General features: G+C 71.9%; 9 protein-coding genes. 1 reads left to right on the forward strand and 8 read right to left on the reverse strand.

Features of this window, described 5'->3' with window-relative positions; translation table 11 throughout:
* Nucleotides 1-7 precede the first annotated feature (7 nt).
* The 8 genes from QQM72_RS12935 to eccD form a co-directional block, all read right to left on the reverse strand.
* Nucleotides 8-343, reverse strand: a complete 336-nt coding sequence (locus QQM72_RS12935) for a hypothetical protein (RefSeq protein ID WP_189928181.1) — start codon at nt 341-343, stop codon at nt 8-10.
* 6 nt (nt 344-349) lie between these two features.
* Complete coding sequence (locus QQM72_RS12940; protein ID WP_314220988.1) at nt 350-808, reverse strand: YbaB/EbfC family nucleoid-associated protein; 459 nt, start codon at nt 806-808, stop codon at nt 350-352.
* A gap of 34 nt (nt 809-842) precedes the next feature.
* On the reverse strand, nt 843-3,521 hold the full coding sequence (locus QQM72_RS12945) for an AAWKG family protein (protein ID WP_314220989.1): 2,679 nt from the start codon (nt 3,519-3,521) through the stop codon (nt 843-845).
* A gap of 79 nt (nt 3,522-3,600) precedes the next feature.
* Nucleotides 3,601-4,044 carry a type VII secretion system-associated protein gene (locus tag QQM72_RS12950; protein WP_314220990.1) on the reverse strand — a complete coding sequence of 148 codons (444 nt, stop codon included), beginning with the start codon at nt 4,042-4,044 and terminating at the stop codon, nt 3,601-3,603.
* Nucleotides 4,045-4,212: 168 nt separating this feature from the next.
* Nucleotides 4,213-4,536: a WXG100 family type VII secretion target gene (locus QQM72_RS12955; RefSeq protein ID WP_314220991.1), complete on the reverse strand. Its 324-nt coding sequence runs from the start codon at nt 4,534-4,536 to the stop codon at nt 4,213-4,215.
* 89 nt (nt 4,537-4,625) lie between these two features.
* Nucleotides 4,626-4,964, reverse strand: coding sequence for a hypothetical protein (locus tag QQM72_RS12960; protein WP_314220992.1), 339 nt, complete (start codon nt 4,962-4,964; stop codon nt 4,626-4,628).
* Between the two features lie 115 nt (nt 4,965-5,079).
* The gene (eccB, locus tag QQM72_RS12965; protein WP_314220993.1) at nt 5,080-6,675 is read right to left on the reverse strand and encodes a type VII secretion protein EccB; all 1,596 of its coding nucleotides are present in this window, start codon (nt 6,673-6,675) and stop codon (nt 5,080-5,082) included.
* 97 nt (nt 6,676-6,772) lie between these two features.
* Nucleotides 6,773-8,173: a type VII secretion integral membrane protein EccD gene (gene eccD, locus QQM72_RS12970; protein ID WP_314220994.1), complete on the reverse strand. Its 1,401-nt coding sequence runs from the start codon at nt 8,171-8,173 to the stop codon at nt 6,773-6,775.
* Nucleotides 8,174-8,460: 287 nt separating this feature from the next.
* Between eccD and eccCa the strand changes: the two genes are divergently transcribed.
* Complete coding sequence (gene eccCa, locus QQM72_RS12975; protein ID WP_314221093.1) at nt 8,461-12,414, forward strand: type VII secretion protein EccCa; 3,954 nt, start codon at nt 8,461-8,463, stop codon at nt 12,412-12,414.
* The last annotated feature ends 24 nt before the right edge of the window (nt 12,415-12,438 follow it).

The following is a 12,438-nucleotide window of genomic DNA, read 5'->3' on the forward strand; positions in this document are numbered from 1 at the left end:
CGCAGTGTCAGTGCTTTCCGCGGCGGGCCGAGTTGATCGAGTCGAGCACGCCGCTCTGGGTGGTGCGGATGTTGTCCAGGTTGGCCAGCGTGCCGTCGGCGACCCCGGTCACCGCCTCGACCAGCGAGGTCCCGGTGTCCACCGCCATCGTGCGCTCGCGCTTCTCCTGCGGGATCACCTCCTCGGCGAAGCTGTCGTCGTGGCCGGGCCAGCCGACCGTGGCGTTGAGGCCCATGGTGAAGTCGCGGAGCATCTCGTGGGCGAGCGTGCTGATCTGGTCGATCTGGCGCACACCGGCCACCAGTCGGTCGGGCTCGGCGTAGTACGCGTTTCCTTCGCTCATCGCTGATCAGTCCTCCTGGTCCTCGTGGATCTCGTCGAGCAGTCGGCGCGACGAGGCATGGCGGTCCCCGCCCGAGGGGCCGTCGAGGACCCCCGGACCGAAGATCTTGTTCCAGTCGATGTTCACGCCCGGCAGTTCGGGCACGGACTCGTGCGGCCGGGTGAACGGCTCGAAGGTCTCCATCACCCGGCGGGCCATGACCGCCCGCGCCTCCTGGGCGGCCTCCAGCACGCTCGCGGCCAGCTGTCCGGCCGGCATGGTGCGGTACCTGCCCTCCAGGAAGCGCACGTCGGTCAGATCGCCCTGCGCGCTGACGGTCACCTCGACCGACCGGTCCTGGGAGCGGATCGTGCAGCTGGCCTGGCTCAGCTCCGCCTCCGCCTCCGCCACCGCCGCCGTGGTGGTCTCCAGGTCCGCCATGGCGCGGGCGAGCCGCTGCTCGATCGTCTCCTTCATGTCGCTCATGCCTGCGCCGTCCTTCCCGTCCGCCGCACCGCGCTCAGCGGCCGATCACGGCGGGAGCGCCGCCCTCGTCGGTTCCCCACACGTCCTCGTCCTCCTCCGTCCAGCTGACGCGGGCCCGGTCGCCGCTCTCGGTGGAGCGGCCGTTCTGGCCCGCGCCCGCGCCCGCCGGGTAGACGGATCCGGCGGCGGCGCCGGTCGTCGCGGTCCGGCCCCGCGTCACCACCACGTCCTCGTCCTCGTCCGCGGCCTTCCGGGTCCGGGACCGGCCACGGCCGGCCGCCGGTCCCGCGTCGGTCAGCACGTTGCGGACGCGTTCCCCGTTGTTGCCGTTGCCGCCGCCGGCCCCCGATCCCATGCCGCCCATGCCGCCCATGCCCGGGAACAGCGGGCTGCCGCTCCCGCCGGCCGCCGAGCCCGACTCGTCGGCCGCCGCGGACGTGCCGGCCGACAGATCGGTGCTCCCGGGTGCGCGCACCGTCCCGCCGGACAGCAGTTCCGCCGAACTGGCGTCGTCGTAGTCGGCGTAGCCGGAGTCCCCGTAGCCGGAGTTTCCGTACCCGCCGCTGTCGAGGAGGGAGGAGCCGCCGCCCAGGGTGAGGCCGTCGCCGAGACCGCCGCCGGAGGAGTGGTTCGACGTCAGGCCGTCCAGGTCCAGGCTGCTGCTCGTGGTCGGCGTCGTGGAGGGGTCGGCGAGGTCGAGGTCGCCCAGGGAGTCGCCGAGGCCGCTGCCGATGTTCCCCGTGGTGACCGTGCCGTCGGGGTCGCGGGTGGTGAGCTGTCCGGTCTCCGGGTCGATGGTGGTGGTCGTCCCGTCGGGGAACGTGGTGGTGAGGGTGCCGTCCGGGTTGAGCGTGGTGGTGCTGCCGTCGGGGTTGAGGTACCCGCCGGGGACGGTCAGGTCGCCGGTGGTGACGGTTCCGTCGGGTGACGTCGTCTTGACGATGCCCGTCTCCGGGTCGAGCAGCTGGGTGGTGCCGTCCGGGTAGCGGGTGGTGAGGGTGCCGTCCGGGTTGAGCGTGGTGGTGCTGCCGTCGGGGTTGGTGAGCGTGGACCCCTTGGTCTTGTCGTTGCCGTCGTCGCTGCCGTTCAGCAGGTTGCCGAGACCGGTGCCCAGGCCGATGCTCCCGGTGCCGCCGAGCCCGTCGCCCAGCCCGTCCCCGAGGCCGTCGCCGAGGCCGTCGCCGAGGCCGTCCCCGAGGCCGTCGCCGAGGCCGCTGAGGCTGTCGCCGAGGCCGTCGCCGAGATTGCTGAAGTTGTCGCCGAGTCCGTCCCCGAAGTCGCTGAGGCTGTCGCCGAGTCCGTCCCCGAGGCTGCTGAAGTCGTCGCCGAGGTTGTCGCCCAGGTCGTTCAGACCGTCGCCGAGGTTGTCGCCCAGGTCGTTCAGACCGTCGCCGAGGTTGTCGCCCAGGTTGTTGATGTTGTTGCCGAGGTTGTTCAGCGCGTTGTTGTACTCGTCCTGCTGCCGGTTCGCCTCGTCCTCGGCGATCTGGCGCCGGTCGTCCTCGTACGACTCCGTCAGCGTCGAGGTGTCCTTGGTGCGGATCTCGCTGAAGGCGTCCGAGACATCGCTCCACGCCGTCTTGAGCGCGGTGAGCGAGACCTGGGCCTTGGCGACGAGGACGTCCTCCACGTGCTTGTTCCACCGGGTCACGGCTTCGTCGCCGATCTTCACCCAGGTGGCCATGTCGCGGAGGTTGCCGTAGGTGGGATGGTGCTGGATGAACCCGGCGTCGGTGTTGTAGTCCTTCGCCGCCCCGTTGCTCGTCACCCGGGTGTGCTTGATCTGGTTCTCCAGCACCCACACGGAGACCTCCTGGAGGACCTCCATCAGGATCCGGTGCGGATCGTGCCTGCCGTTGGTCGCCCAGGTGTCCCAGGCGTCGCTGAGCGCCTTGGCCTCCGTCATGAGGGCCGTCTGGGCGGTCGCCAGCGCCCGGGCGAGCTTCGACTTCGGCACATGACCGTTGAGCATGGCCGCCGCGGTCGCGGTGCCGTCCTCGGTGAGCTGCTCGACGTAGCTGTCGTAGTTCTTGTTGAGCTGGTGGACCAGCTGCCAGAACAGGCCGGCCGCCTGGCCGCGCCAGGCGGCGTTCTCCTCCCCGAGGGAGGTCTCCCACTGCTTCAGGATCGCCGCGTGGTCCTCGAAGAACTTCAGCCCCCGGTCGTAGGCCTGTGCGGTGCGCTCGAAGGAGTCGACGTCGACGGCCTCGGTGTCCTGGACGCTCAGGCCGCTGAACTCGAAGTGCCGCGTGGTGTGGTCGGCGCGCAGCGTGTTGATCGCCGCCTTCGACCCGCTCTGGTACTGCTGGAGCAGGCTCAGGTCCCACTCGTTGCCCAGGACGCCGGTGAACTTTCCGGCGCTCCACAGCTCGCCCGGTTCGAGCAGCCGCCCGGTGCCGTCGGTGGTGGGTATGCCGATGAAGACGATGGTCGCCTGGTACAGGGTGCCGCCGTCGTGCTTGCCGTTGCCGCCCGCCTCGACGAACGCCAGGTCGTAGTCCTCGCCGTGCTGGGTGTGCCAGCCCACCAGGGCGGTGAAGTTGTTCACGGTCAGTTCGGTCGACGCCAGGACCTCGAAGCCCAGCCGCATCAGCGGCACGCCCTCACTGCTCTTGAGGGAGTCGAACAGCTTCTTGCGACTGGGGACGTTGTACCCGGTGTAGAGGGTGACCGCCTGACCCCAGTAGTCGCCGGGATCGGAGGTGACTGGCATGACGGGACTCCGCTGGGTGGAGGGAGGTGGGCGTGCACGAGGGGGGCGCGGGCGGCGCCGTGCCGGAGGAGGCCGCGGCTCAGTCGTCGGAGTCCGACGAGCCTTCGAGGTCTTCGTCGACCCCGGACCAGACGTCCAGGAACTTCTCCCCGTTGATGTTCTCCAGAGAGGAGCCCTGGGTGTTCAACAGGGTCGTGATGGTGGTCTCCAGGCTGTCGTCGATGTCGTCGAACAGGAAGCCCTGGTCGCCGAAGACGTCGTCGATCGACTTCGCCGACTTGAGCGCGGCGTCCACCAGCGTCTTGCCGTACACCGTGTCGTCGCCCGTCATCAGACCGATGCCGAGCACCGAGTTCTCCCCGATGTACTGCGAGGGGATCGTGCCCCTGACGATGCTGTGCAGCGCGAGCACCCCGTTGGGATCGTCCTTGACGATGTTCTTCAGATCGGTGATGAACGTCGCCAGGTCGTGCTCACGGAACTGCTTGAGCTGCTGTCCGTTCAGATGGGTCAGGTCCGCCATGGCGTGGTCCTCGTGGGTGCTCGGTCGGCGAAGGGACGGGGAGGGAGGGGCTGGAGGAGCGGCCGGGGCCGGGGGAGGAGGCGCGCGGTGGCAGGGGAACCGGACGGGCGGCGCCCTGGTGGCCGTCTGCCCGGTTCACCGGAGGCTCCGTTCCGCGACGCCCCTCGGTCAGCGGCCGATGCGTACTTCGGACCACATCTGGGAGAGCGAGTTCTCGCTGTAGCGGTAGTTGTCGGAGATGTCCGTCAGCAGCGCGGAGTGCGAGGTCAGCAGGTTCTCCATGTTCTTCACCGCCTGGCCCCACGCCGCCTGCTTCTGGCGGTACATGTCGGCGTCCTCGCCGTACCAGGACTTGACCAGCTCGTTCAGCTCCGCCTCCAGCGACGCCAGCGTGTTCGCTATCGCCTTGGTCTGCTGGACCATGTCGTCGGCGGCGTTGTTCATGTGGTTGTAGTCGACGTAGATGTAACCGTCGGTCAGGTTGTCGGGCATGAGGCCTCCTGCTCGATGGGGACCGCGCCATGGGGACTGCGCGATGGGAACGGCGCGGTGGGGATCCGGACTTCGGGGAAGCGGCTCGCTCAGCCGATGAGCTGGTCGTAGGCCGCCTGCGACTGGTTGTAGGCCGTGTTGATCGCCTCGTTCGACGAGCCCTGCGTCTTGCCGTGCTGGGTGAGGCTCTGGTTCAGCTTGTCGACCATGTCCTCGAGACTGCGCAGGATGCTGTCGCACTGCTCGTCCCACTGCTTGAGGAGACCGCCGAACTGGCCGCCGTCGCTGCCCTGGTAGCCCGTGGACAGGGTGGCGCGGGTGTTGTCCACGTCCTGCCGGGACTTCAGGATGCCGCTGAACGCGCTCTCCAGGGCCTGGATCCCGTTCCGGGTCGCCTGCTCGTTTGACTGCTGACCTGTTCCTGCCATGGGTCCGCCTTTCGGGATCGGGGTGCCGACACAACTGTGGCACCGGCGAGCCTAGGCTCGCCGGGGAGAAGGGTGCAATGAGAAGCGATCGGCGCGTCAGTGAATTGTCGAATCGTCAACTTTCTTTACGTGCCTGCAACTTGTCGCCACCGGCGGCGGATGTCCCGGTCTGTGCGCCGGGTCCGACCGGGGCGTCGGCAATGGCCCCCGCACAGGTTCGCGCCGACGACGCGGGCGCCGCGCCGGTCGCCGCCTGCGGGCTCAGGTCCGGGCCGGTCGGCACCATCGCCAGCAGCGGGGAGGGCAGCCCCTGCACGTCGGACTCCGTCCAACCGAGCGCCGCGAGAGCCTCCTTCGAGCCGACCCGGTACTTCACCCCGTCCTCGGCCACGAAGTACGTGGTGGCGCCGACCGTCCCGCCGCCCGCGCCGAGCGCCCGCGCCAGCACGCCGTGACCGGGCCGGATCACCACCGCGTCCACCGGCAGACAGGCTTGCGCCACCGCGTCGCCGCTGTGCTGGGCGACCGGGGTCAGCGCGCCGGCGGGCACCAGCACCGAGCTGACGCGGACGCCGTCGTCGCCGGGCTGCACCCGGGCGCACGCCGCCCGGCCGTCGGGCACCCGGGCCGCCCGGGGCGGCCTGTCCGGCAGCCCGGCCACCGACGGGTCACGACCGGTGGAGCCCGGCGCCTGGTGGTCCTTGAGCAGGTCCGTCCCGATGGGCAGCGCCGTCGGCGACGCGCCGCCGTACGCCTTCGACCGCACGGCCGGATCGCCCAGCAGCAGCGCCACCGCGGTCGGGGTCACCGGGACCAGGCCGGAGTCCCGCAGCAGGAAGTACTGGACGTCGTCCGGCTCGCCGGAGCCCGTCGCCGTGCCGCCCGGCACCGTCACCTGGAAGACCTGGCCGATCCTGGTCGCCGTGCCGCCCAGCGAGGGGCCCTGCTTCCCCAGGCCCGTCACCGACGGCGGCGTCAGGGCCGGACCGGGCACGAACGCGTCCAGGAACGCGGCCGACACCGGGCGGGGCGCCACCGAGCTGTAGCCGAGCGAGAGCAGCGCCCCGGACGCGGTGTCGAGCGGCAGCCGACTGCCCTGCCAGATCAGGTACTTCTTCTTGTCCGGGCCGCTGACCAGCAGCGCCTCGTCCGCCCCGAGCGCGGTCGACTCCAGGGGCGTGCCCGCCGCCACCGCGGTCAGCGCCCGTGTCGTCTCCCCGTCGCTCCCGGCGGCGCCGGCCGTCGTGGCCGTCGCCGAACAGACCGCCCACGCGCCCGACTCCAGGTCGCCCGAGGAGGGCACCGAGTCAGGCGCTCCCGGGATGCCGACCGCGGCGCCCACCGGGGTGTCCCGCAGCGAGGCCGTCCCCACGTCCGTGGTCTCCAGGTCCGCACCGCCGATGAGCAGCGCGGAGGAGTAGTTGCGCACCGGGCGCAGCCGTCCGTCGAGATAGAGGTAACGGGCCCCGGTGTCCCGGTTGACGATCAGGTTCTTCCCGCTGCGCCACGAGTCGTTGCCGCCCGGCGAGATCAGCCCGAACACCACCGCCCCGGCGGAGATCAGCACCGCGATCACCACGCCGATGCCCGCCCCGCGCGTGGTGCGCCCCAGCGGGCTCTCGGGGGCGTCCGGGTCGGCGAGCAGCATGCCGGAGGTGAGGCGGCCCATGACGAAGGCGTGCGCCTGCACCTGGTCGCGCTTGGATTGCATGAACCGCGGTCCTTCCGGTCAGCCGGTCCGCACCGGCCCCCGCAGCGCGGGGCCGTTCGCGTCGAAGTGGTCGTGCACGTCGTTACCGTGGCCCGGGTCAGCCGTTGAGGGCGCGCAGCGCGGCGAAGACGCCGAGCACCCACAGCGCCAGCGGCAGCAGGGCGATGGCCAGCAGCGACTGCAGCAGCTCCGCCGCCCTGCCCCAGTAGGGCAGCATCCGCCGGCCCGGCACCGTCCAGGAGGCGACCGCCAGTACGGTGGCCGACGCCAGCAGCCCGGCCACCACCGCGGGCCGGTCGGCCGCGGCGGTGTCGGACGTCAGGGCGAACACCAGCAGGGCCACTCCCCAGGCGCCGGGCAGCACCAGCGCCAGCCGCTGCCACACGTTGACCATGCCCCGGCCGTGCACCAGCAGGAGCAGGGCGAGCACCGCGGCGGTCAGCGCCTCCGGAAGCACCGGGTTGCGGGCCAGCGGGACCAGGCAGCCCGCGCACAGGATGCCCGAGGCGGCGTAGAGGGCGGTCATCCAGCCGCTCGCCAGCTCGGTGCGGGTCGTCACGTCCTCGCCCTGGTAGGGCTCGATGCCCTCCTGGAGCTGCTGCGGGTTGGTCGGCAGGGCCGGCATGCGCATCCCGGCCAGCCGGAACGACAGGGCGGGCACGAAGCCGCCCAGCAGCACGGCCAGCGAGGCCACGGCGGCCGCCGCACTGTCCACGCTCAGGTCGAACAGGCTCATCAGGACGCCGGCCACCACCCCGGCCAGCGACACCAGCGCCGAGGCCACGAACAGCGGTGTGCGCACGGCGGTCAGGGCGAGGGCGAGCACGGCTCCGCCCGCACAGGCGGCCGCCGCGGCCAGCAGCCGGGCGCCCAGCACCTGGTGGGCCTGCGGGCCCGCGATCTCGCCGCCCGGCTGCAGCCAGCCGGCCAGCGCCAGGAAGGGTCCGGCCATGAACCCGAGCGCGGCGCCGGCCGCCGCGTCGCCCACCGCCCGGCTCGCGGAGGCGGCCCCGGCGAGCAGCAGCAGCCCCGCCACGCCGGCGGTGGCGATCCGCGGCCCGGCCGGACCGCCGGGCCACGCCAGCACCGCCAGGGCCAGCGTCAGGGCGGCCACCGCCATGCCGAGCAGCAGTCGCCGGCCGGCCGCCGCGTCCCAGCTGTGCAGCCGGTCCCGGGTCACCGTCGCCATGCCGTCCACCAGGTCGTCGAGCCGGACCTCCGGCAGCGACTCGGTCTGCGGACGCAGATACAGGACCTCGCCGTCCTTGAGGTCCAGCGCGGCCAGGGTGGCCTCGTCGTCCAGCGCGGCCCCGCCGAGGCGTTGCAGCACCCAGCCGTCGTGCTCCAGACCGTTCTCCTCGACCTCCTCGCCCGCGTACTGCAGGACGGTGGGCAGCAGATCGGCCACGGGCACGTCCGAGGGCACGGCCAGGTCGATGGTCCTGGCCGGGGCCCGGACGGTGAGGCGGCACAGGCCCGCAACGGAGCTGTCGGTCATCGTGGGTCTCACGTCTCCATGAGTCGAGCCGGGCGAGGCCGGAGGTCGGGCGCCGAACTGGCAGGGCTCTAACGGGAGTTAGGTCGGTGGCTGCTTGGACGTATGTGTCGTCGCCATGCAGACTACCGATGGGCAGTCGAACAGAATTATGGGCCCCAGACCGACGGCGTGTCACAACGCCGGGGATCAGCGCTCCGTTGTGCGGCGCGAAGCCCCGATCCCTCTAAGGAGCAGTTGCGTTGAGTGTGGTTCTCTTTCGCAGGCCGGCCCGTCGCCGAGGCCCCGACATGCCCGAGGGCGAGCTGAGCCTGCAGGAACCCCCGACGCTCCCGGAGACCGTGCCGGACAGCTCGGCGGTCTGGACGTACCTGCCGATGGCCATGATGTCCGTGTCCATGATGATGATGTTCATCAGGCCGGGCGGCGGCAACAGCTCCTTCACCTACATAGCGCTGGGCATGATGGTGCTGGCCTCCGCGGCCATGATGGTCGGTCAGGTCATGCGCAAGTCCGGAGAGCGCAAGCAGCGGCTGCGCGGCGAGCGCCGGGACTATCTGCGCTATCTCACCCAGATCAGACGCCAGGTCCACCGGGCCGTCGTCGAACAGCAACTGGCCCTCGCCTGGCGGCATCCGCACCCCCGGACGCTGCGCGCGATGGTCCGCACCACCCGGCTGTGGGAACGGCGGGTCAAGGACGAGGACTTCGGCGAGGTCCGGATAGCCGTCGGCGAACAGCAGTTCGCGATGCGGCTCAACTCGCTGTCCACCAAGCCCGTCGAGGACCTGGAGCCGCTCAGCGCGCACGCCCTGCGCCGCTTCATCCGCGCCTACAGCACCGTCCCCGGCCAGCCCATCGCGCTCTATCTGCGTTCCTGGTCGCGGGTGCTGACCCGCGGTGACGAGCCCGCCACCCGCGCCATGGTCCGCGCGGCGCTGTGCCAGCTCGCGGTGTTCCACCCGCCGGAGGAGCTGTGGATCGCGCTGTGCGTCTCGGACGAGCGGCGCGCGGACTGGGAATGGGTCAAGTGGCTGCCCCACAACCTGCATCCGCAGGAGCAGGACGGCGCCGGCGCCGCCCGCATGGTGGCCGGCACCTTCAACGACCTGGAGGACCTGCTGGGCGCCGAGTTCACCGAGCGCCCGGTCTTCGACCCGGACGCGGCGCCGGGCCGGGACGAGCCCTACACCGTGATCGTGGTCGACGGAGTCACCGTGCCCGCCGGTCACCGCCTGGACGGCCCCGGCTTCCGCAACACCGTCGTGCTGGACCTCTCCGGAGCCTTCGCCTGGCGTCCCGGCCGCACCACCCTGCGCTTGGACGTGGCCCCGGCGGCGGTCCGCCTGGTGCGCACCGACCGCAGCCGCAAGGAGCAGACCACCCTCCTCGGCCGCCCCGACCAGGTCGGACCCGTCGCAGCCGAGGCGCTGGCCCGACTGCTCGCCCCGTACCGCATGAGCCTGGCCGTGGACGTCGCCGAACCCCTCAGCGCCGACGTGCAGCTGACCACCCTGCTCGGCATCCCCGACCTCTACCGGCACACTCCCGACACCCTCTGGAAGCGCCACACGGGGGCCGCCCGGCTACGGGTCCCCGTGGCGGTCGGCGCCGACGGCACACCCGTGGAACTCGACATCAAGGAGTCCGCGCAGGGCGGCATGGGCCCGCACGGCATGCTCATCGGCGCCACCGGCTCCGGCAAGAGCGAGCTGCTGCGCACCCTGGTCCTCGGACTGGCCCTCACCAACTCCTCCGAGACGCTGAACTTCATCCTGGTCGACTTCAAGGGCGGCGCGACCTTCCTCGGCCTGGACGAACTCCCGCACACCTCCGCCGTCATCACCAACCTCGCGGACGAAGTCGCCCTGGTGGAACGCATGCAGGACGCCCTGCACGGCGAACTCATGCGACGCCAGGAGCTGCTGCGGGCGGCCGGCAACTACACCTCCGCCCTGGAGTACGAGAAGGCCCGCACCTCCGGCACCCCGCTGGCGCCGCTGCCCAGCCTCTTCGTCGTCGTCGACGAGTTCAGCGAACTCCTTGCCGCACACCGGGAGTTCATGGACCTCTTCGTGATGATCGGCCGCCTCGGCCGGTCGCTGGGCGTGCATCTGCTGCTCGCCTCCCAGCGCCTGGACGAAGGGCGCATGCACCAGCTGGAGAGCCACCTGTCCTACCGGATCGGCCTGCGCACCTTCTCGGCCATGGAGAGCCGCGGAGTGCTCGGCGTCCCCGACGCCTACCAGCTGCCCTCGCAGCCCGGCGCCGGCTATCTCAAGAGCGGGGTGGAGGCGCTGACCCGGTTCCGCGCCGCCTACGTCTCGGGGCCCTACCGGCGCCGCCGCGGCGCGGCCGTGCAGGCCAGGGTCGCCAGCCAGGTCGTGCCCTGGACGGCCGGCTGGGTGGTCCCGCGGACCTCCGCCGCCCCCGCCCCCCAGCCCGAGGAGGAGACGGAGTCCGCCGAGAGCCTGCTGGCCGTGGCCGTCGACCGGCTGCGCGACTCCGGCCCCGAAGCCCACCAGGTCTGGCTGCCGCCGCTCGACGAGCCGCCCACCCTGGACGCCCTGCTCCCCGGCCTCGAACCCACCGCCGACCGTGGCCTGAGCGCCACCCGCTGGCCCGGCGCCGGCCGGCTGCGGGTCCCCGTCGGCCTGGTCGACAAGCCCTTCGACCAGCGACGCGAGCCGCTGGTGCTGGACCTGTCCGCGGGCGGCGGCCATGTCGCGATCGCCGGCGGCTCGCAGAGCGGCAAGTCCACCGTGCTGCGCGCTCTCCTCGCCTCCCTGGCCCTCACCCACACCCCGGCCGAAGTGCAGTTCTACTGCCTCGACTTCGGCGGCGGCACCCTCTCCTCGCTCGCCGGGCTGCCGCACGTCGGCGGGGTCGCCTCCCGGCTCGACAGCGAGCGGATCAGCCGCACGGTGGCCGAGGTCACCGCCGTCCTCAACCACCGCGAGCAGTTCTTCCTCGACCACGGGATCGACTCCATGGCCGGCTACCGGCGGCGGCGCGCGGCCGGGGAGTTCGCCGACGAGACGCACGGGGACGTCTTCCTGGTGGTGGACGGCTGGGCACAGGTCAAGCAGAACTTCGACCATCTGCTGCCCACCTTCAACCAGCTCGCCACCGGCGGTCTCAACTACGGCATCCACCTGGTCGTCACCACCACCCGCTGGGTGGAACTGAGCGCGCAGGTCCGCGACCAGAGCGCGACCCGGCTGGAGCTACGGCTCGGCGACCCCATGGACTCCGTGGTGGACGTGCGCAAGGCCGCCGTCGTGCCCCGGCTGCCGGGACGCGGCCTCACGGTCGACGGCAAACTCCACTTCCTGACCGCGCTGCCCCGGCTCGACGGCGTCAGCACCACGGAGGACCTCGTCGACGGCGTCGCCGCCCTGGTGGAGAGGACCGCCGCGCACTGGTCGGGCGAGCCCGCGCCCGCCGTCCGGATGCTGCCGCACCGGCTGCCGGCCTCGACGCTGCCCGCCCCCGAGCTGGGCGACGGGCTGCGGCTGCCGTTGGGCCAGGACGAGGAGAAGCTCTCCACGGTGTGGCACGACTTCAGCCGTACCCCGCACCTGGTGGCGGTCGGCGACACCGAGAGCGGCAAGACCAACCTGCTGCGGCTCGTGGCGCAGGCCGTCACCGCCCGCTACGCTCCCAGCGAGGCGCGCGTCCTGGTCGTCGACTACCGGCGCGAGCTCGTGGACGCCGTCCCGCCGGAGTACCAGCTCGGCCACGCCGTCTCCGTCGACGCCCTCAAGGAACTCGTCGCCGGCTCGGCGCGCGCGCTCAAGACCCGGCTGCCGGGGCCGGACATCACCCCCGCCCGGATGCGTCTCGCCGACTGGTGGCAGGGGCCCCGGCTGTTCGTGCTGGTCGACGACTACGACATGGTGGTCGGCAGCAACAACTTCGACCACCCCTTCGCCCCGCTCTTCGACCACCTGGCCCTGGGGCACGAGCTGGGACTGCACGTCGTCGCGGTCCGCTCCGCCACCGGCGCCGGCCGCGGCCTCAACGACCAGTTGCTGCGCCGTCTCGACGAGGTCAACACCCCGGGGGTGCTGCTGTCCTGCCCGCCGTCGGAGGGTTATGTCTTCGGCAACATCAAACCGCGCAACCTGCCGGCGGGCCGTGCGCAGTACATCGCCCGGCGCAAGGCGAACCTGATCCAGACGGCGCTGGCGCAGCCGGCGGAGCCCGCCGGGGAAGGGGAAGGGGAGGGCGGGAACACCTGACGGAGGGCGCCCGGGAGGCCGGGC

The organism is Streptomyces zaehneri (assembly GCF_032248645.1).
Lineage (GTDB): Bacteria > Actinomycetota > Actinomycetes > Streptomycetales > Streptomycetaceae > Streptomyces > Streptomyces coriariae.

Excerpts from the sequence above, each read along its gene's own strand:
- eccCa (WP_314221093.1), top strand. The coding sequence starts at position 8,461 with ATGCCCGAGGGCGAGCTGAGCCTGCAGGAACCCCCGACGCTCCCGGAG.
- QQM72_RS12935 (WP_189928181.1), bottom strand. The coding sequence starts at position 343 with ATGAGCGAAGGAAACGCGTACTACGCCGAGCCCGACCGACTGGTGGCC.
- eccD (WP_314220994.1), bottom strand. The coding sequence starts at position 8,173 with ATGACCGACAGCTCCGTTGCGGGCCTGTGCCGCCTCACCGTCCGGGCC.
- QQM72_RS12955 (WP_314220991.1), bottom strand. The coding sequence starts at position 4,536 with ATGCCCGACAACCTGACCGACGGTTACATCTACGTCGACTACAACCAC.
- QQM72_RS12960 (WP_314220992.1), bottom strand. The coding sequence starts at position 4,964 with ATGGCAGGAACAGGTCAGCAGTCAAACGAGCAGGCGACCCGGAACGGG.
- eccB (WP_314220993.1), bottom strand. The coding sequence starts at position 6,675 with ATGCAATCCAAGCGCGACCAGGTGCAGGCGCACGCCTTCGTCATGGGC.
- QQM72_RS12945 (WP_314220989.1), bottom strand. The coding sequence starts at position 3,521 with ATGCCAGTCACCTCCGATCCCGGCGACTACTGGGGTCAGGCGGTCACC.
- QQM72_RS12940 (WP_314220988.1), bottom strand. The coding sequence starts at position 808 with ATGAGCGACATGAAGGAGACGATCGAGCAGCGGCTCGCCCGCGCCATG.
- QQM72_RS12950 (WP_314220990.1), bottom strand. The coding sequence starts at position 4,044 with ATGGCGGACCTGACCCATCTGAACGGACAGCAGCTCAAGCAGTTCCGT.